The following is an 18,284-nucleotide window of genomic DNA, read 5'->3' on the forward strand; positions in this document are numbered from 1 at the left end:
AACGCCATTCGGAGCGGTCGGCAGGGTGGATTGGTCGAATCCCAAACGTTCTTACGGAGCGTTTGAATGGTTGTCTCAGTGGAGAGCGGGATTCGTTGATCGAGTTCTGATCCGACGACGGACGGCCCGCGTTTTGGGCAGGCTCATCCGTAACCCCATCCGGAGGTGGGTTGGTTGCGAATGCCTTACGCGCGGGGATGGCCGTGCTCGGCCGGAGGCGAGGGGGAGCGAGTGGAGGCGGACAAGCTTCTGGTCCAGGTGGCCGGAGGTGACCAGAGGGCGTTCGAGGAGCTGTACGGACTGGTGTCCGGCCCGGTGTTCGGGCTGGTGCGCCGGGTCGTACGGGATCCCGCGCAGTCGGAGGAGGTGGCTCAGGAGGTGCTGCTCGAACTCTGGCGTTCCGCGGGCCGGTTCGACCCCGGCCGCGGCAGCGCCCTGTCCTGGATCCTCACCCTCGCCCACCGCCGCGCGGTCGACCGGGTGCGCAGCGCCCGCGCCGCCACCGAGCGCGAGCAGCGCGAGGGCTACAAGGCCCACCACCCCGCCTTCGACCAGGTCGCCGAGGAGGTCGAGGCCGGCCTCGAACGCCAGTGGGTGCGCCACTGCCTGGAGAAGCTCACCAACCTCCAGCGCGAGTCCGTCACCCTCGCCTACTACGACGGCTACACCTACCGAGAAGTGGCCGAGCGGCTCTCGCTGCCGCTCGGCACGGTCAAGACCCGCATGCGCGACGGACTCACACGGCTGCGCGAATGCCTGGGAGGAGTCGCATGAGCGCGCAGTTCGGCCCCACGGAACGCAGGGCCGCGATCGGCCTCGTGACACATGAGGCGCGTCAGGGCGGTGGTGCCGCATGAGTCTGTTCCGTCGCGAGGACCTCCACTCCCTCGCCGCCCCCTACGCCCTCGACGCCCTGGAGCCCGACGAGCGGCGCCGCTTCGAGAAGCACCTGGAGCGCTGCGACCGCTGTCCCGCCGAGGTGCGCGCCCTGTCCGAGGACGCCGTCCGCCTCGCCTGGTCGACGGCGGCCCCCGCGCCGGCCGCGATGCGCGACCGGGTCTTCGCCGCCGTACGCAACACACCCCAGGAGAGCCAGTCCTGGGGTGCGCGGCAGGCGCGGCCGCAGCATCTGCCGCGGCATGTGTGGGGCACCGAGCCGCCGCCGAAGGCGCGCGCCCGTGCGCCCCGGTTGCGTCCTTTGTTCGCGCCGCTGGCCACCGCGACGGCCGCGGCCGCGCTCGTCGTCGCCTCGCTCTTCGCCGTGCAGGCCGACCGAACCCAGGACCAGCTGGACGCCGAGCGTGCCCAGGCACGTGAGATCGCCCACGTTCTCACCGCGCCGGACGCCCGCACCACCAGTGAACGGGACGCTCGGGGCAATGGAATCGGAGTGATCGCTTCCGCAAAGGAGGGGAGTGCGATCGTGACCCTCAGCGGATTCGAGGACCTCCCGGGCGACCAGGTGCATCAGCTCTGGCTCATGCGCCCCAACGTGCAACCGCGCTCCCTCGGTCTCTTCGACGGCGACACGCCCTTGGTCACCAGCGGGATGAAAGCCGACGCGACGTCACTCGCCGTGACCGTCGAGCCCGACGGAGGATCACAACAACCCACCAGCCAGCCAGTTGTCCAACTCGCCCTGGAATCGGTTGGATTCGGAGAGTAGTCAACAACCTCGTTACAGGGAAGGGGAATACCAACGGCGGGATACACGAGTGCTCGGGCGGGGCGATATGGTTACGCTGCCCGGGCCGGGTGGACTCGTACGGGTGGGGAGTGACATGGAACAGATAACAGTGCGCAGGGCGCGAGTCCCTGCGATCACCTGCGGGAGCAGCGCGACCAGTTCGCGCCTCGACCGCCATCTCTCGGTGCTGAGCGGCCCCGCCGTGCCACAGCGTGAGACGGCCGAGGCGACCTCCCTGATGCGCGAGATAACGTCACGTTCCCCGCAGGAGCGTCGCGACAGCAAGGACACGCGCGTCGGCCGGGTCTCGCTGTTCGCGCCCCTGAAGCGGCTGCGCCGCTCGCTGTTCGGCAGCCGCTAGCACCAAGGTCCTTTTGTAGGAGGCCCGCGCTCAGGCGACCACGCCTTCCCGGCGCAACGCTGCGATCTCGTCGTCCGTCATCCCCACGGCACGCAGCAGCGATCCGGTGTGCTCCCCGAGCGCGGGCACGGCCCCCATCCGCGCCTCGTCCCCGCCCGGCAGCGTGATCGGCGGCAGCAACGCCCTGAGCGGCCCCACCGGTGACCCCACTTCCCGCCATCGGTCCCGGGCTGCCAGCTGCGGATGCTCCGCCACCTCCCGTACGTCCCTGAGGCGTGCGCAGGCGATCCCGGCCGCCTCCAGCCGCGCCACCGCCTCGTCGGCGTCCAGCAGGCCCAGCGCCCGCGCGACCAGCTCGTCCGTACGTTCCCGGTGCTCGACCCGGGCCGGATTCGTCGCGAACGCCGGATCGTCCGCCAACTCCGGCCGTCCCAGTACCTGTTGGGCGAGCCGTCGCCACTCCCGGTCGTTCTGCACCGACAACAGCACCCGCCCGCCGTCCGCCGTCGGATAGGCGTCGTACGGCGCGATCACGGCGTGCGCGAGCCCGGTCCGCACCGGAGGCGTCCCGTCGTGCATCGCGTGGTGCAGCGGATGTCCCATCCACTCCGCCAGCGCGTCCAGCATCGACACCTCCACCGGCCCGCCCCGCCCGGTCGTGCCCCGGCGTACGAGCGCCGCGAGCACCCCTGAGAACGCGTACATCCCGGCGGCGATGTCCGCCGCCGGGATCCCGGCCTTCACCGGCTGCTCCGGCGTCCCCGTCACCGACACCAGCCCCGCCTCGCACTGCACGAGCATGTCGTACGCCCGCTTGCCCGCGTACGGCCCCGACGCCCCGTACCCCGAGATGTCCACCGCGACCAGCCGGGGGTGCGCGGCGCACAGCGTGGCGGCGTCCAGGCCGAGCCGGGCCGCCGCGCCGTGCGCGAGGTTCTGCACGAACACGTCCGCGTCCGCCACCAGCCGCCGTACGACCTCAAGGCCCCGCGGGTCCTTGAGGTCCACCGCCAGGGACTCCTTGCCCCGGTTGCACCACACGAAGTGCGAGGCCAGGCCCTGGGCGGCCGTGTCGTAGCCGCGGGCGAAGTCACCGCCGTCCACCCGCTCGACCTTGACGACGCGGGCACCGAGGTCGGCGAGCTGCCGGGTGGCGAAGGGCGCGGCGACGGCCTGCTCGACGGCCACGACGGTGATGCCCTCCAGGGGCAGCGGGAGACGGTCCATGGGGTGGATCATGTCCCGTGGGTGCCGGAACTGTCAGCAGGCCCGCGTCACCGGTCGGTGCGCGCGTACCTGCGGACGGCGAGCGTGCCGCACACGCCGATCAGCACCGCGCACCACGCGAGCGACCCGGCGACCGGGTGCGCCACCGGCCAGGCGGCCCCCTCCGGGACGGGCGCGTTGCCGAAGAGGTCCCGTACGGCCGTGGTGACCGCGCTGATCGGGTTCCACTCGGCGACCGTGCGCAGCCAGCCGGGCATGCCGTCGACCGGGATGTACGCGTTGGACAGCAGCGGCAGCATGAACGTCGCGCCGCCCAGCTGACCGGCCGCCTCCTCGCTCCGCGAGGCGAGGCCCAGCAGGATGCCGACCCAGGTGGCGGCGAGACGGAAGAGCAGCAGCAGGCCGAAGGCAGCCACCGCCGCGAGCCACCCGCCCTCCGCCCGCCAGCCCATCGCGAGCCCCACCAGCAGCAGCGGGACCAGCCCGACCGCCGTCACCAGCAGGTCGGCCGCCGCCTGGCCGACCGGGACCGCGGACCGGCTCATGGGCAGGGTGCGGAAGCGGTCCATCACCCCGCGGTGGGAGTCCTGGGCGGCGGTGAACATCCCGGTCATGACGCCGTTCGCGACGGTCGCCACCAGCATCCCGGGCACCAGGAACGCGCGGTACTCCTCGCCCGGCATGGCGAGGGCGCTGCCGAAGACGTACCCGAAGAACAGCAGGAACACGATCGGCATCGTCTGCGTCATGACCGTGATCGCGGGCGCGTGCCGGACCTTCCGCAGGTGGCGGCCCAGGACCGCCGTGCCGTCGTGGATCACCGCGCTCATGCGGCGACCTCCTCTCGTGGGATGAGGCGCAGGAACACCTCGTCGAGGGTGGGTGGGCGCAGGCCGACGTCGACGACCGGCACCCGGCCCGCGTCGAGTTCGCGGACGACGTGGGGGAGCGTGAGGTCCGGGTCGAGGACGACGGCCCCCGCGGTGCGTCGTTCGTGGTCGAGCACCGGCTGTGCGCCGGTCAGCTGGTCGAGGACCACGGCGGCCGCGTGCAGCGCCGGTGTGCCGCCGTCCTCGGCGACGACCACCTCGGCGTACCGCCCGATCTGCGCCTTGAGCTCGGCCGGCGTGCCCTGGTGCGCGGCCCGGCCCTCGTCGATCAGCACGACACGGTCGGCCAGCCGGTCGGCCTCCTCCAGATACTGCGTGGTCAGCAGCACGGTCGTGCCCTCGCCCACCAACTCCCGTACGGCGTTCCAGATCTCGTTCCTGCTGTGCGGGTCGAGCCCGGTCGTCGGCTCGTCCAGGAAGAGCACCGCGGGCCGGGTGACCAGGCTCGCGGCGAGGTCCAGCCGGCGGCGCATCCCGCCGGAGTAGGTGCGCGCGGGCCGGTCGGCGGCGTCGGCCAGGCCGAATCGTTCCAACAGTTCGTCGGCGCGGGCCCGGGGCGCCCGCAGCAGCCGTGCGAACAGACGCAGGTTCTCGGCGCCGGTGAGGTCGCCGTCCACCGAGGCGTACTGCCCGGTCACCGCGATCCGGCGGCGGACCTTCGCCGCCTCGCGCACCACGTCGTACCCGGCGACCCGGGCCGTCCCCGCGTCCGGCCGCAGCAGCGTGGTCAGCACCCGGACGGCGGTCGTCTTCCCCGCGCCGTTCGGCCCGAGCAGCCCGCAGACCGTGCCCTCCTCGACCGCGAGGTCCAGCCCGCGCAGTGCCCGCACCTCGCGAAAGCGCCGCTCCAGCCCCTTACTAAGTACAGCGTACGTAGAAGTCATACGGCCACGGTACCCCACTACGTACGGTGTACGTAACTACGATGGTGGGGAGGTGATGATCAATGGCGGGCCGAGCGGCCGAACCCGAGGTGATCTGGGCGCGCCCCGAGCGCACGGGCCGTGGCCCGAAACCCGCGTACAGCCGTGCGGACATCGCGGCGGCGGCGGTGCGCATCGCCGACGCGGACGGGCTGGACGCGGTGTCGATGCGGCGGGTGGCGGCCGAGATCGGCTGCGGCACGATGTCGCTCTACAACTACGTGCCGCGCAAGGAGGACCTGTACGAGCTGATGGTCGACCTGATCAGCGGCGAGTACGACCTGTCCGGTGAGCCCAGCGGTGACTGGCGCGCGGACATGACGGACCTGGCCCGCCAGGCCCTCGGCATCATGCGCCGCCACCCCTGGGTGGTCCGGGTGATGTCGACCGTCTACAGCGTCAGCCCGAACGCCCTGCGCGTTCTCGATCGGGTCCTGGGCTCTCTGGAGGGCCTCGACGTGCCGCCCGGCACGAAGCTGGAGCTGTTCGGGATGATCAACGGGTCGGTCATGACGTACGTCGCCAACGAGCAGGCGATCGCCGAGCGGACGCGGTCGGTGCCGTGGTCGGCGGAGCGGGAGGAGGCGGTGCGCGGCGCCTACATGATGAGCAGGGTCATGACGGGGGAGTATCCGCACCTGGCGGCGCTGTTCGCGCAGGGGGTGGCTCCGCCGGACGATCCGGAGGCGGCGTTCGATCGGATGCTGACGAGGTTGCTGGACTCCTTCGAGCCCCAGGGCTAGATCAAGCCCAACTGGCCTTCTGGACCTTCCTCGTGGTGGTCCAGGACCGAGGCCGGCTTCCTTGCTCCATCCGGTACCGGGAGCACTCCCGCCTCCCGCAGCTCCGCCGCCGTGATCGGTGATGTCACCGTCAACTCGTCCTGCTGCCGGCCGGCTTCGGCGATCAACGCCAGGATCGTGATCAGCTCCAGCAGCTCCGACGTCCACGACTGCGGCCAGGTCGCCGGGCGGATCGCCGACAGTGTGCCCGGCTCGGGTTCCGCCGCGCGCCTCGTGAACCACTCCTCCAGGACGCGGACCCCGTTCACCTCGAAGTCCCAGGCCTGCGGCGGCACCGGGGAGACACGGCCCTCGTCGAGGTGGAGGGTCTCCTCGTCGCGGTCGTAGTGGAGGGTGTGGGGGCGTGGCGGGAGGGGGGCCCGGACGTAGGGGCGGCGGCCTCCCGGGAGCTTGGGGCGGTCGCCGTTGCGGCGCATCAGCCACAGGAGGCGGTGCCCCGACCCGGTGCCCCGGGACCAGAGTTCGGGGTCCTCGGTGAGGGGGACGGTGAGGTCGGGGCGGACGGCCGTGAGCGTCCAGGCCAGTACGTCCAGGGGCGACACGGGGTGGCCGAGCCGGGAGCCCAGGTGTTCCAGCAGGCCCGGTGCCAGGTTCGGTTCCTCGCCGCCCGGACGCCGGTACAGCGGGCGGATGCGGCCGGGGCGGACCAGCGGGAGCAGGGAGGTGGCGATCAGCAGCGGGCCGGGGCCGCCGCCCGTCTCGGTCACGAAGACCTGCTGCCCGTCCGCCACCCGCCACAGCTCGGGCCGGGCCGCGTCGATCAGACGGTGGTCGGGGATGAGCCACTGTTCGTCATAGGGGGCGGCGAGGACCCGTACGGGGTCGGGGCAGGGGCCGCCGGCGCGGGCGAGCTTCTCCGTGCCGCCCGTCCGGCCCGGCAGCTGTCCGACCGCCGAGCGCAGGGTGCGGGAGCGCGTCGGCTCGAACAGGGCCTCCCGGTCCGGGCCCTCGGCCTTCAGCAAGGTGTCCCAGCGGGCCTTCAGGGAGGCCGCGTCGGGTGCCGTCGGCCACCCCCGGCCCAGCCGGGGCGGTGCGACGGACCACGGCATGAGGTCCGCGAGCGGCGGAGCGTCGTCGTGCGTCACGCTGGGCATCGTAGTCAGTCGGCCTCGAGGGTGACCGTGAAGGAGAAGCGGTCGCCGCGGTAGTGGATGACCGCCACGTCCAGGACACGGCCGCTGTCGTCGTACGTCACGCCCGTGTAGTGCAGGATCGGGCTGAGCAGGGGCACCCGCAGCAGCCGGGCCGTCTCCGGGTCCGCGAGGCGGGCCTCCACGGTGTCGGTGATCCGGCTGATGCGCACGCCCACCACATCGCGCAGCACCTTCGTCATCGGCCAGCGGACCAGGTCCTCGCGGTCGATGCGTTCGGCCAGTTCGGGGCGGACGTAGTTGCGGGCGTGGTTGGTGGGCTCGCCGGTCTTCTCGTCGCCGCGCAGCCGGTGGTACGTCGCCACCTCCGTCAAGTCCGGGAAGTAGTCGGAGAGTTCACTCGACAGGGGGGCCCTGCCCTGGTCCAGCAGCTCGGTCGTCATACCGGACTGCTGGGCCACGATCGCGTCGACCGAGCCCAGCAGCCGCACCGGCGCGCCCCGCCGCGCGCTCGGCTCGATGAACGTGCCGCGGCGGCGGTGCCGGGTGATCAGCCCCTCGTCCTCCAACTCCTTCAGCGCCTGCCGCATGGTCAGCACACTCACCCCGTAGTGCCCGGCGAGCTGCTCCTCGGTGGGCAGCCGCAGCGGGTCCTGGGGCGAGCGGCCCAGTATCGAGGCGCGCAGGGACTGCGAGACCTGATACCAGAGCGGCAGTTTGCGGTTCAGGACGATCGAGTCCGGAGCGAAGGAGGTCACGACGGTATCCGTACCCGGCGGGACGCTCTCAGTGCAACGGGTGGCCGAAGTGACGGCTGAGGCCCGACCACACGTCGTCGTACCCCTGCTGCCGGTGTTCCGCCCGGGCCGCCTGTCCGGTGGTGAGGAGCGGCCAGCGTGTCTCGAACATGAACGCGAGGCCGTCGTCCACCTTCTGGGGCTTCAGCTCGGCCGCGCTCGCCTTGTCGAAGGTCTCCCGGTCCGGGCCGTGCGCCGACATCATGTTGTGCAGCGAGCCGCCGCCCGGCACGAAGCCCCCTTTTCCGGCCGTCTTCGCGTCGTACGCGCCCTCGATCAGGCCCATGTACTCGCTCATCACGTTCCGGTGGAAGTACGGCGGCCGGAACGTGTCCTCGCCCACCAGCCAGCGCGGCGCGAAGAGCACGAAGTCCACGCCGGCGAGCCCCGGGGTGTCGCTCGGCGAGGTCAGCACCGTGAAGATCGACGGGTCCGGGTGGTCGTAGGAGATCGTGCCGATGACGTTGAAACGGCGCAGGTCGTAGACGTACGGCGGGTGGTTGCCGTGCCAGGCGACCACGTCGAGCGGTGAGTGGTCGTACGTGGCCGTCCAGAGGTTGCCGCAGAACTTGTTCACCACCTCCACCGGGCCCTCGACGTCCTCGTACGCGGCGACCGGTGCCCGGAAGTCGCGGGCGTTCGCGAGGCCGTTGGCGCCGATCGGGCCGAGGTCGGGGAGGCGGAAGGGGGCGCCGTAGTTCTCGCAGACGTAGCCGCGGGCCGAGGAGTCCAGGAGGTCGACGCGGAAGCGGACGCCACGGGGGATCAGGGCGATCTCGCCGGGCCGCGCGTGCAGCAGGCCGAACTCCGTGCGCAGGAGGAGGCCGCCGCGTTCCGGAACGATCAGCAGTTCGCCGTCCGCGTCGCTGAAGACGCGGTCCATGGAGGTGTTGGCGTGGTAGAGGTGCACGGCCATGCCGCTGCGCTGGGCCGCGTCGCCGTTGCCGCCGAGGGTCCACAGGCCGCCCACGAAGTCCGTGCCCTCGGGGGGCGCCGGGAGCGGGTTCCAGCGCAGGCGGTTGGGGTCGGGGACCGTCTCCGTGAAGGGGGCCGTGCGCAGGCTGCCGTTGTCCGCGCGCACGAAGGCGGGGTGGGCGGCCGAGGGGCGGATCCGGTACAGCCACGAGCGGAGGTTGTGCGACCTCGGCTCGGTGAACGCCGAGCCGCTGAGCTGCTCCGCGTACAGGCCGAGCGGGGCGCGCTGGGGCGAGTTGCGGCCGTGCGGCAGAGCGCCCGGGAGCGCCTCCGAGGCGTGCTCGTTGCCGAAACCGGAGAGGTACTCCAGCCCTTCGGCGGTCTTCCTCGCGTCCCCGCTCATGATTGCTCCCTCGTCCCAGCCGATTCCTATGCTTCACCGTAGGATTCAGGTGGGCCGGCCCGCAAGAGCAGTGGTTGAGAACTGGACGACTGGGGTGGGGGTGAGGGGTGGGGGAGGGCGGGGACGAGAACCCGATCCGGAGGGGATTCGTCTGTCGGCGGGGTGCTCTACTCTCGCCGACAGGCCGTGGACGTGCGACGGTCCGCCGTACGCGCCCGCTGAGGGGGAGCGGCGGCACCGGCCGTACCGAATACGGAAGGCTCACCGGACCTCGGCGGAAAGGCATCATGAAGCCCGTGCCCCAGGCGACCTCCTTGCGCCGCGCCCCCGTGCAGCGACGCAGTGCCGAACGACTGACCAGGATCCTCGACGCCTGTGCCGACCTCCTCGACGAGGTGGGCTACGACGCGCTGAGCACCCGGGCCGTGGCCCTGCGCGCCGGTGTGCCCATCGGCTCCGTCTACCGGTTCTTCGGCAACAAGCGCGCGATGGCCGACGCGCTCGCCGAGCGCAACCTCGACCGCTTCACCGAGCGCGTCACCCGCCGCCTCCAGGACGCGGGCGGGGGTGGCTGGCGCATGGCCATGGACGCCGTCCTCGACGAGTACCTCGACATGAAGCGCAATGCCCCCGGCTTCGCCCTCGTCGACTTCGGGAACCAGATTCCGGTGGGCGGGCGTCGGGCCGAGCCGAATCACCGCGTGGCTGATCGGTTGACCGCGCTGCTCTCCGCGTACATCGACCGGGCGCCGGACGAGGATCTGCGGCGGGCCTTCCTCATCGCCGTGGAGGCCGCCGACACGCTTGTGCATCTTGCGTTCCGGGTCGCTCCGGAGGGGGACGCGAAGGTCATAGAGGAGACGCGGCAGTTGCTTCGGGCGTATCTGGCCCGGGTGCTGGACTAGGGCGTGTTTCGAAAGTGGCGTCGTCCGCCCGGAGGGCGGGGCCCGCGGCGTCTGGTGCGGTGCGTCGCAAGGCGGAGGGTCGTCCGCGTTGGGCGTACGCGGACGATCCCGACAACGCGGCGAGGTGCCGTGCCAGGCGTCGCGGGGCAGACGGGACTTTCGAAACACGCCCTAGGGCCCTTCCGATGGGTCTCCGCGGCGATCCATCGGAAGGGGCCCGGCTCTCGCCGTCGAGGGTGCGGTGGGTGTGCGGTGGGTGGCCGGCAGCGGGTTCGTCGTGGCCGGTCGCCCGGTTCCCCGCGCCCCTTCGGGGCGCTTCGGATCATCGGCGCCTCGGACGTACCCCCTCCCGCTCATGCATACCGGTCGGTATGCTCGGGGTCGTCCGAGCGCCGCCGCCCCTTCGGGAGGACCCGTGTCCACCACTGCCGACTCCCGCACCGCCCTGCGGATCTGCCCGCTCTGCGAGGCCACCTGTGGGCTGACCCTCACCATCGAGGGCACCCGGGTGACCAAGGCGCGCGGAGACCGGGACGATGTGTTCAGCAAGGGGTTCATCTGCCCCAAGGGCGCCTCCTTCGGGGCGGCCGACGGCGACCCGGACCGGCTGCGCACCCCGCTGGTCCGCAAGGACGGGGAGCTGCGCGAGGCCACCTGGGAGGAGGCCTTCGACGCCGTCGCCGCCGGGCTCCGGCCCGTCGTCGAGGCCCACGGGCCGGACGCCGTCGGCCTCGTCTTCGGCAACCCGAACGTGCACACCATGGCCGGCGGTCTCTATCCGCCGGTCCTCATCGGCGGCCTCGGCACCCGCAGCCTGTTCAGCGCCTCCACGGTCGACCAGATGCCCAAGCACGTCTCCAGCGGACTGCTCTTCGGCGACGCGAACGCCATCGCCGTGCCCGACCTCGACCACACCGACCACCTGCTGCTCCTCGGCGCCAACCCGCTGGAGTCGAACGGCAGTCTGTGCACCGCGCCCGACTTCCCCGGCAAGCTCAAGGCCCTCAAGGCGCGCGGCGGCACCCTGACCGTCGTCGACCCCCGGCTGACCCGCACGGCCAAGCTCGCCGACCGCCATGTGGCGATCCGGCCCGGAACGGACGCGCTGCTGCTCGCGGCGATGGCCCACGTGCTGTTCGAGGAAGGCCTCGTCGACCTCGGGGACCTCGCCCCGCATGTGCTGGGGACGGAGGAACTCGCCGCCGCTGTACGGGAGTTCACACCCGAGGCCGCCGCCGGGGCCTGCGACGTCGACGCGGAGACGATCCGCCTGATGGCCCGCGAGCTCGCCGCCGCGCCCACGGCCGCCGTCTACGGCCGCATCGGCAGCTGCACCGTCCCGCACGGCACCCTCGCCAGCTGGCTCGTCGATGTGCTCAACATCCTCACCGGCAACCTGGACCGGCCCGGCGGCGCGCTCTTCCCGCTGTCCGCCACCGACAGGGCGCCCCGGCCCGCCGGGCCCGGCCGCGGCTTCGACCTCGGGCGGTGGCGCAGCCGGGTCAGCGGCCACCCCGAGGCGAAGAGCGAACTGCCGCTGTCCGCGCTCGCCGAGGAGATCGACACCGCCACTCCCGAGGGCACCCCGATCCGCGCCCTCGTGGCCGTCGCCGCCAACCCCGTGCTCTCCGCACCCGACGGCGACCGCCTCGACAAGGCGCTCGGCTCACTGGACTTCATGGTCAGCGTCGACCCGTACCTGAACGAGACCGCGCGCCACGCCGACGTCGTCCTGCCCCCGCCCCCGCCCTCTCAGGCCCCGCACTACGACTTCTCGTTCAACGCCTTCGCCGTGCGCAACCAGGCCCGCTACAGCCCCGCCTCCGTCCCCCTGGAGGACGGCCGGATGCCCGAGACGGAGATCCTCGCCCGGCTCACGCTCGCCGCCACCGGCATGCACGGCGCCGACCCGTCCGCCGTGGACGACATGGTCATCGGCCAGACCCTCGGCAAGTCGGTGAAGGAGGCCCACTCACCCGTCCACGGCCGGAATCCCCAGGAGCTGGCGGCTCAGCTGACCGGCGACAGCGGCCCCGAGCGCCGGCTCGACATGATGCTGCGCCTCGGCCCGTACGGCGACGGCTTCGGCGTACGGCCGGACGGGCTGACGCTGGAGAAGCTGCGCGCCCACCCGCACGGCATCGACCTCGGGCCGCTGAAGCCGCGGCTGCCGCAGCCGCTGAAGACGGTGAGCGGCAAGGTCGAGCTGCTGCCGCGGCCGATCGTCGACGATCTGCCGAGGCTCCGGCAGGCCCTGCGCGAGCGCCCGGACGGACTCGTCCTCATCGGACGCCGGCATCTGCGGTCCAACAACAGCTGGCTGCACAACATCCCCGCACTCACCGGCGGCACGAACCGCTGCACCCTGCACATCCACCCCGAGGACGCCGAACGGCTCGGACTCGCCGACGGGGACGCCGTACGGATCAAGGGCGCCGGGGGAGAGGTGACGGCTCCCGCCGAGCTCACCGACGTTGTCCGCCGGGGTGTCGTGAGCCTCCCGCACGGCTGGGGACACGACCGGCCCGGCACCCGCATGAGCCACGCGGCGCTCGACCCCGGGGTGAACGTCAACCAGCTCCTCGACGGCTCCCAGCTCGATCCGCTGTCGGGCAACGCGGTCCTGAATGGCATCCCCGTCGAGCTCGCCCGAGCAGGCGCAACGCTGTGACCTGGAGTTCTGCGCTTATTGCTCGCATGTCAACGTCTTGTTAAGACTTGTGGAGCCGCCCTAACGTCGTCGCACCGCCGGTGCCCTGGTGGGAGTTCAAGGGCGAACGTTAGGTATCCACACATGTTGACCATCCTCGGCTTCGCCATGATCGCGACCTTCCTGGTCCTGATCATGCTGAAGAAGATGTCGCCGATCGCGGCGCTCGTGCTGATCCCGGCACTTTTCTGCGTGTTCGTCGGAAAGGGTGCCCATCTCGGCGACTACGTCATCGAGGGGGTGGGCAACCTCGCGCCCACCGCCGCGATGCTGATGTTCGCCATCGTCTACTTCGGCGTCATGATCGACGTCGGCCTCTTCGACCCGATCGTTCGAGGGATCCTGAAGTTCTGCAAGGCCGACCCGCTGCGCATCGTCGTCGGCACGGCCCTGCTCGCCGCGATCGTCTCGCTGGACGGCGACGGCTCCACCACCTTCATGATCACCGTCTCGGCGATGTACCCGCTGTACAAGCGACTGAAGATGAGCCTGGTCGTGATGACCGGTGTCGCCGCCACCGCCAACGGCGTGATGAACACCCTGCCCTGGGGCGGCCCGACGGCGCGCGCCGCCACCGCGCTCAAGCTCGACGCGGCCGACATCTTCGTCCCGATGATCCCGGCGCTCCTCGTCGGCCTCCTCTTCGTCTTCATCCTCGCCTACGGCCTCGGCCTGCGGGAGCGCAAGCGCCTCGGTGTGCTGAGCCTGGAAGAGGTCCTGCAGCAGGAGAAGATCGTCAAGGACGAGGAGAAGTCCGAGTCCGACGAGACCGTCCTCGTCGGCGCGGGCGCCTCCGCCGCCTCCGGCTCCGGTGACGACAAGGTCCGTACGGCGAAGAGCGTCGGCGGCTCCGGCACCGACGCCTCCGAGGACGACGACATCGAGGACGTCCGCCTCCAGGGTCTGGACCCCAACCGCCCGACACTGCGCCCCAAGCTGTACTGGTTCAACGCGCTGCTCACGGTCTCGCTGCTCACCGCCATGATCATGGAGTGGCTGCCCATCCCGGTGCTGTTCCTGCTCGGCGCCGCACTCGCCCTGACGGTCAACTTCCCCCACATCCCCGACCAGAAGGCCCGCCTCGCGGCCCACGCCGACAACGTCCTCAACGTCTCCGGCATGGTCTTCGCCGCCGCTGTTTTCACCGGCGTCCTCCAGGGCACCGGCATGGTCGACTCGATGGCCAAGTGGATCGTCGACGGCATCCCCTCCGGCATGGGCCCGCACATGGCCCTCGTCACCGGCTTCCTGAGCCTTCCGCTCACGTACTTCATGTCGAACGACGGCTTCTACTTCGGTGTCCTGCCGGTGCTCGCCGAGGCCGGCGCCGCCCACGGTGTCTCGTCGCTGGAGATCGCCCGCGCCTCGCTCGTCGGCCAGCCGCTGCACATGTCCAGCCCGCTCGTCCCGGCCGTGTACGTGCTGGTCGGTATGGCGAAGGTCGAGTTCGGCGACCACACCCGCTTCGTGGTGAAGTGGGCGGCGGTCACCTCGCTGATCATCCTCGGCTCGGGCATCCTGTTCGGCATCATCTGATCCGCGAAGCCCGACTCCCACTGTCCGGAGTGCACTTCCTTCGAACCGGCGTGAACTTCCTTCAAGGAGGACCGCATCGTGAGGCCCGGTAGGAACCGCGGCTGGCTGCTCCGTCTCGTCATCGCCTTCAGCTTCGCGCAGGGGGCGGTGTCGATGGCCAGGCCCGCCGTCTCCTACCGGGCCCTCGCGCTGGGCGCCGACGAGCGGGCGGTCGGCGTGATCGCGGGGGTCTACGCCCTGCTCCCGCTGTTCGTCGCCGTACCCCTCGGCCGCAGAACCGACCAGGGCCGGTGCGCGCCCCTGCTGCCCGTCGGCGTCGTCCTCATCGCGGGCGGCTGCGCCATGAGCGGCCTCGCCGACTCGCTGATCGCGATGGCGGTGTGGAGCGGGGTGATGGGCCTCGGGCATCTGTCGTTCGTCATCGGCGCCCAGTCCCTCGTGGCCCGGCAGTCCGCACCGCACGAACACGACCGCAACTTCGGCCACTTCACCATCGGCGCCTCCCTCGGCCAGTTGATCGGCCCGATCGCCGCGGGCGCCCTGATCGGCGGCCCGGACATGGCGGGCACGAGCGCACTGGCCCTGGTCGTGGCGGGCGCGGGCGCCGCGGTCGCGTTCACCTCGCTGTGGCGGATAGAGGACCGTACGGCGGTCAGGTCCCGTACGGGGCAGGGTGATCGCGTTCCGGTCCACCGCATCCTGCGTACCCGGGGCGTGGCCGGGGGCATCTTCATCAGCCTCGCCGTGCTGTCCGCGACCGACATCCTCACCGCGTACCTTCCGGTGGTCGGCGAACAGCGGGGTATCGCGCCGTCCGTGATCGGGCTGCTGCTGAGCCTGCGCGCGGCGGCGACCATCGCCTGCCGCCTCGTCATGACGCCCATGCTGCGGCTGCTCGGCCGTACCGCGTTGCTCACCGTGACCTGTGTGGCCGGGGCCGTCCTGTGTGCCGGGATCGCGCTGCCCGTGCCCGTGTGGGCGCTGGCGGTGATACTCGCCGTGCTCGGGTTCTGTCTGGGGGTCGGGCAGCCGCTGTCCATGACCACGGTCGTGCAGGCGGCGCCGAGCGAGGCCCGCTCCACCGCCCTCGCGCTACGGCTCACCGGCAACCGGCTCGGACAGGTCGCGGCGCCCGCCGGGGCGGGTCTGGTGGCCGGGGTCGCGGGCGTGGCCGCGCCGTTCGTGATGCTCGGCGGGCTGTTGCTGCTGTCGTCGGGGATGGCGCTGCGGTCGCCCGCCGAGCCGGAGCAAGGGGAGGACGGGGACGAGGGGGAGGGGGCGCCGGGCCCGGCCCCGCGGTCCGGGGCGGGGATGGGCCGGAAGGGGGACATCTGACGGGGGGTGAGGCGCGGCTCCCACAGATGACGCACGGATGTGACAAAGAGTCAGATGAACGCGCGATTTGTGTGAAAATCATCTGACTCGGAGGTTCTGATGCTCACCTCGTCCCGTCCACGGCGCGCAGGAGCGCGCGCGAGCGCCGCCGCTCTCGCGGCACTCACCGCCACGGGAGCCGCCCTCGTCGCCGCACCGGCCGCCGTCGCGGCGCCGGGCGACAACGGAGACGTCAAGATCCACGCGATGACCAGGGAATTCGACGACCCGAGCAACGATCCGAAGGTCTGCGACTTCTACCTCGCCGCCTTCAACTTCGACACGATCCAGCGGATCAAGTGGGAGATCGTGACCCAGCCGCTGGTCGTGGGAGGGCCCACCGTCGGCGGTGACCTCGTCCTCGCGACCGGTACCGGGGTCACCGAGCCCGTGCGGCTCAGGAACGGGACGGCGTTGCCCAACGGGCAGTACAAGCTGACCTGGCAGATCGTCCAGGACGACGGCACCGTCCGGGGCACGGGCAAGCAGAAGGTCTTCAAGGTCGACTGCCCGGGCGGCACCAACGGCGGCCCCGGTGCCACGGGCGGACCCCACGGCGGTCCTCCGGCGGGCGGCGGCGGTCTCGCGGGCCAGGACTTCTCGCCGGTCGCGGGTGCGGCCGCCGTGGGCCTCGTCGCCGTCGGCGGAGCGGTCTATCTCCGGCTGCGCCGTCGCCGCCCCGATGGCGCCGCGTAGACGTGCCCCGAGGCCCTGGTACCGGACGCGCGCCTACCGTCTGACGCGCACGGTCGCGGTCACCGTCTCGCTGGTGGTGGGCGGCGTCTCGTGGGCTCAGGACGACGAGCCCGCCGACTCCCTCGCCGGGGCCACGCGGGCGCGCGGCGCGGGGACACCGCGCGCCTCGGCGCCCCCGCGCACGACACCGGCGCCCGGCCCGACCCCGAGCGCCGTGGCGTCCGGTCGGGCGGGGGCGGGGCGAGGGCTGCCGGAGGGTGCGCCGGGGAGGGCTGTGGAGTCGGCGCCTGTCGGGGGTGCGGGGGGTGCCATGGCTGGTGGTGCCGGTGGTGCCGGTGGTGCCGCCGGGCCGTCCGCGCAGCCGCCGGGTGCCGGGAAGCCGGGTGCGGCTCGGCCCGGGCAGGGACACCCTGCCGAGTCGGCGAAGCCGGGGGCCGCGCGGCCCGGGCAGCCGCAGCGTCCCGAGCCCACGAAGCCGGGAGCGGTCCCGCCGGGGAGGTCCGGCCCTGTCGAGTCCGTGCGGCCGGGGGAGCGGGGGCCTGCCGGGCCCGACCGCGCCGACAAGCCGACTCCGGGCAGGCCCGCCCCGCCCGCACCACTTGCCCCGTCCGCCGAACCACGCCGCCCCGCTGACCCCGCCCAGCCACCCCGCCCCGACCCCGCCGGCCCCCGTACGCTCCCGCCCTCCCCGGCGAGAACGCTCACCATCCGCTACCTCGGCATCAAGGCGGCCCCGGTGACCGGGCTGCGCCTCGACCGCGAGCGGCGCCTTCCCGCGCCCCCGGCGGACTCCCCCGAGCTGGTCGGCTGGTACGCGGACGGCCCCTCCCCGGGTGGGCCCGGCACCGCCGTCGTCGTCGGCCACCGGGACACCAGGACCGGCCCCGCCGTCTTCGCCGGCCTGGAGGCGATCCGCCCAGGCCGCCTCGTGGAGGTCGCCCGCGCCGACGGCCGCACCGCCGTGTACACCGTCTACCGCGTGGAGACGTACGAGAAGGCCCGCTTCCCCGACAAGGAGGTGTACGGCCCCCGCAGCCGCCCCGAACTGCGCCTGATCACCTGCGGCGGGACCTACCACCGGAGAACCGGCTACGCGGGCAACGTCGTGGTCTTCGCCCACCTGACCGCGACGCGCGGCCCGAAGCGCCGGAACTGAGACGCGCGGCCCGGAGCGCCAGAACTGAAGCGCGGCCCGACGCGCCGCCCCTCCCCGTGCGGCGTGGGAGATCGGGTGGCGTGCGAGATCGGGCGGCGTGCCCGGCGCGAAGGACGAGAAGCATGGCGTGGTGTCCACGGTGTCCACCACCCGACGCCCGGCCCGGCGCGCGAGCCGTGAGCCGGGGCGCCGGGTACGGCAGTCGTGCCCGGGCGTGATCCAGGGGCGCACGGACGCACGCGCGGCCCGCCCGGCGCGTCAGCATGATCCGGAGGCGGGGCACCGCTAGAGCTGGACGTATGACCATGACCTTGACCTTGCGTTTCACCCGTACCCGGGTCGCCGTGGCGAGCGCCGCACTCCTCCTCGCCGCCGGTGCCCCGACCGCGTACGCCACGCTCGCCGACGACTCCTCCACCGGAACCACCAAAACCGTGGTCGCGCCGACGCGCGGGGCGCCGTACGTCGAGACCAGTCTGTTCTTCGGCACCGAACGGCCCGACGGCGGACCGGCCGTCACCGACGAGCAGTTCATGGCCTTCGTCGACAGGGAGGTCACGCCGAGCTTCCCGGACGGGCTCACCGTGCGGCAGGGGCGCGGGCAGTGGCGGGACGCGAGCGGGGCCATCGAGAAGGAGCGGTCGTACGAGCTGATCCTGCTGTATCCGGTCGCGGCCGCGCGGACGAACGACCCGAAGATCGAGGAGATCCGCAGCGACTACCGGAAAGCGTTCGCACAGGAGGCCGTGGCGCGTGTCGACGACCGGACGCGGGTGGACTTCTGAGAGGCCCCGAGTCCTGAGGGCCCCG

17 protein-coding genes are annotated in these 18,284 nt (G+C 72.2%); 11 read left to right on the forward strand and 6 right to left on the reverse strand.

Annotation, left to right across the window (positions count from 1 at the left end; genetic code table 11):
• The first annotated feature begins 231 nt into the window (after positions 1-231).
• The 3 genes from SGFS_RS44130 to SGFS_RS44140 all read left to right on the forward strand — a co-directional run bounded on the left by SGFS_RS44130 (position 232) and on the right by SGFS_RS44140 (position 2,048).
• Positions 232-774, forward strand: a complete 543-nt coding sequence (locus tag SGFS_RS44130; RefSeq protein WP_286258066.1) for a sigma-70 family RNA polymerase sigma factor — start codon at positions 232-234, stop codon at positions 772-774.
• A 79-nt stretch (positions 775-853) separates the two neighbouring features.
• Positions 854-1,666 carry an anti-sigma factor gene (locus tag SGFS_RS44135; RefSeq protein ID WP_286258067.1) on the forward strand — a complete coding sequence of 271 codons (813 nt, stop codon included), beginning with the start codon at positions 854-856 and terminating at the stop codon, positions 1,664-1,666.
• Between the two features lie 115 nt (positions 1,667-1,781).
• Entirely contained in the window at positions 1,782-2,048 is a 267-nt protein-coding gene (locus tag SGFS_RS44140; protein WP_286258069.1) for a hypothetical protein, read from the forward strand.
• A gap of 30 nt (positions 2,049-2,078) precedes the next feature.
• Here SGFS_RS44140 and SGFS_RS44145 read toward each other — a convergent pair whose 3' ends face one another.
• The 3 genes from SGFS_RS44145 to SGFS_RS44155 are packed head-to-tail and all read right to left on the reverse strand — an operon-like array spanning position 2,079 to position 5,049.
• Positions 2,079-3,275 (reverse strand): CaiB/BaiF CoA transferase family protein, encoded by a 1,197-nt coding sequence (locus SGFS_RS44145; RefSeq protein ID WP_434028149.1) that lies wholly within the window; start codon positions 3,273-3,275, stop codon positions 2,079-2,081.
• A gap of 47 nt (positions 3,276-3,322) precedes the next feature.
• Positions 3,323-4,105: an ABC transporter permease gene (locus tag SGFS_RS44150; protein ID WP_286258071.1), complete on the reverse strand. Its 783-nt coding sequence runs from the start codon at positions 4,103-4,105 to the stop codon at positions 3,323-3,325.
• On the reverse strand, positions 4,102-5,049 hold the full coding sequence (locus SGFS_RS44155) for an ATP-binding cassette domain-containing protein (protein WP_286258072.1): 948 nt from the start codon (positions 5,047-5,049) through the stop codon (positions 4,102-4,104). The genes SGFS_RS44150 and SGFS_RS44155 overlap by 4 nt, the downstream gene beginning before the upstream one ends.
• A gap of 62 nt (positions 5,050-5,111) precedes the next feature.
• Here SGFS_RS44155 and SGFS_RS44160 point away from each other — a divergent pair, with 62 nt between their 5' ends.
• Positions 5,112-5,831: a TetR/AcrR family transcriptional regulator gene (locus SGFS_RS44160; RefSeq protein ID WP_286258073.1), complete on the forward strand. Its 720-nt coding sequence runs from the start codon at positions 5,112-5,114 to the stop codon at positions 5,829-5,831.
• On the opposite strand, the gene SGFS_RS44165 is transcribed toward SGFS_RS44160, so the two are convergent.
• Genes SGFS_RS44165 through hmgA form a run of 3 tightly spaced genes read right to left on the reverse strand, consistent with a single transcriptional unit; the run spans position 5,828 to position 9,097 of the window.
• A complete protein-coding gene (locus SGFS_RS44165) occupies positions 5,828-6,985 on the reverse strand; it encodes a type ISP restriction/modification enzyme (RefSeq protein ID WP_286258075.1) in 1,158 nt (385 codons plus the stop codon). The two genes, SGFS_RS44160 and SGFS_RS44165, sit on opposite strands and share 4 nt — an antisense overlap.
• Before the next feature lie 5 nt (positions 6,986-6,990).
• Complete coding sequence (locus tag SGFS_RS44170; protein WP_286258076.1) at positions 6,991-7,740, reverse strand: GntR family transcriptional regulator; 750 nt, start codon at positions 7,738-7,740, stop codon at positions 6,991-6,993.
• A gap of 28 nt (positions 7,741-7,768) precedes the next feature.
• Positions 7,769-9,097, reverse strand: a complete 1,329-nt coding sequence (gene hmgA / locus SGFS_RS44175) for a homogentisate 1,2-dioxygenase (protein WP_286258078.1) — start codon at positions 9,095-9,097, stop codon at positions 7,769-7,771.
• 287 nt (positions 9,098-9,384) lie between these two features.
• Between hmgA and SGFS_RS44180 the strand changes: the two genes are divergently transcribed.
• The 7 genes from SGFS_RS44180 (at position 9,385) to SGFS_RS44210 (ending at position 18,259) form a co-directional block, all read left to right on the forward strand.
• Positions 9,385-10,002, forward strand: coding sequence for a TetR/AcrR family transcriptional regulator (locus tag SGFS_RS44180; RefSeq protein WP_286258079.1), 618 nt, complete (start codon positions 9,385-9,387; stop codon positions 10,000-10,002).
• Between the two features lie 415 nt (positions 10,003-10,417).
• On the forward strand, positions 10,418-12,673 hold the full coding sequence (locus tag SGFS_RS44185; protein ID WP_286258080.1) for a molybdopterin oxidoreductase family protein: 2,256 nt from the start codon (positions 10,418-10,420) through the stop codon (positions 12,671-12,673).
• 123 nt (positions 12,674-12,796) lie between these two features.
• Entirely contained in the window at positions 12,797-14,248 is a 1,452-nt protein-coding gene (locus SGFS_RS44190) for a CitMHS family transporter (RefSeq protein WP_286258081.1), read from the forward strand.
• 78 nt (positions 14,249-14,326) lie between these two features.
• A complete protein-coding gene (locus SGFS_RS44195; protein WP_286258082.1) occupies positions 14,327-15,583 on the forward strand; it encodes an MFS transporter in 1,257 nt (418 codons plus the stop codon).
• Positions 15,584-15,682: 99 nt separating this feature from the next.
• Positions 15,683-16,318, forward strand: coding sequence for a hypothetical protein (locus tag SGFS_RS44200; protein ID WP_286258083.1), 636 nt, complete (start codon positions 15,683-15,685; stop codon positions 16,316-16,318).
• Complete coding sequence (locus SGFS_RS51915; protein ID WP_434028150.1) at positions 16,305-17,474, forward strand: class F sortase; 1,170 nt, start codon at positions 16,305-16,307, stop codon at positions 17,472-17,474. The genes SGFS_RS44200 and SGFS_RS51915 overlap by 14 nt, the downstream gene beginning before the upstream one ends.
• Positions 17,475-17,773: 299 nt before the next feature.
• Positions 17,774-18,259 carry a DUF3574 domain-containing protein gene (locus tag SGFS_RS44210; protein WP_286258084.1) on the forward strand — a complete coding sequence of 162 codons (486 nt, stop codon included), beginning with the start codon at positions 17,774-17,776 and terminating at the stop codon, positions 18,257-18,259.
• The last annotated feature ends 25 nt before the right edge of the window (positions 18,260-18,284 follow it).

This window comes from Streptomyces graminofaciens, assembly GCF_030294945.1.
GTDB lineage: Bacteria > Actinomycetota > Actinomycetes > Streptomycetales > Streptomycetaceae > Streptomyces > Streptomyces graminofaciens.

Excerpts from the sequence above, each read along its gene's own strand:
- SGFS_RS44200 (WP_286258083.1), top strand. The coding sequence starts at position 15,683 with ATGCTCACCTCGTCCCGTCCACGGCGCGCAGGAGCGCGCGCGAGCGCC.
- SGFS_RS44165 (WP_286258075.1), bottom strand. The coding sequence starts at position 6,985 with ATGCCCAGCGTGACGCACGACGACGCTCCGCCGCTCGCGGACCTCATG.
- SGFS_RS44155 (WP_286258072.1), bottom strand. The coding sequence starts at position 5,049 with ATGACTTCTACGTACGCTGTACTTAGTAAGGGGCTGGAGCGGCGCTTT.
- SGFS_RS44180 (WP_286258079.1), top strand. The coding sequence starts at position 9,385 with ATGAAGCCCGTGCCCCAGGCGACCTCCTTGCGCCGCGCCCCCGTGCAG.
- SGFS_RS44145 (WP_434028149.1), bottom strand. The coding sequence starts at position 3,275 with ATGGACCGTCTCCCGCTGCCCCTGGAGGGCATCACCGTCGTGGCCGTC.
- SGFS_RS44150 (WP_286258071.1), bottom strand. The coding sequence starts at position 4,105 with ATGAGCGCGGTGATCCACGACGGCACGGCGGTCCTGGGCCGCCACCTG.
- hmgA (WP_286258078.1), bottom strand. The coding sequence starts at position 9,097 with ATGAGCGGGGACGCGAGGAAGACCGCCGAAGGGCTGGAGTACCTCTCC.
- SGFS_RS51915 (WP_434028150.1), top strand. The coding sequence starts at position 16,305 with ATGGCGCCGCGTAGACGTGCCCCGAGGCCCTGGTACCGGACGCGCGCC.
- SGFS_RS44160 (WP_286258073.1), top strand. The coding sequence starts at position 5,112 with ATGGCGGGCCGAGCGGCCGAACCCGAGGTGATCTGGGCGCGCCCCGAG.
- SGFS_RS44190 (WP_286258081.1), top strand. The coding sequence starts at position 12,797 with ATGTTGACCATCCTCGGCTTCGCCATGATCGCGACCTTCCTGGTCCTG.
- SGFS_RS44210 (WP_286258084.1), top strand. The coding sequence starts at position 17,774 with ATGACCATGACCTTGACCTTGCGTTTCACCCGTACCCGGGTCGCCGTG.
- SGFS_RS44135 (WP_286258067.1), top strand. The coding sequence starts at position 854 with ATGAGTCTGTTCCGTCGCGAGGACCTCCACTCCCTCGCCGCCCCCTAC.
- SGFS_RS44140 (WP_286258069.1), top strand. The coding sequence starts at position 1,782 with ATGGAACAGATAACAGTGCGCAGGGCGCGAGTCCCTGCGATCACCTGC.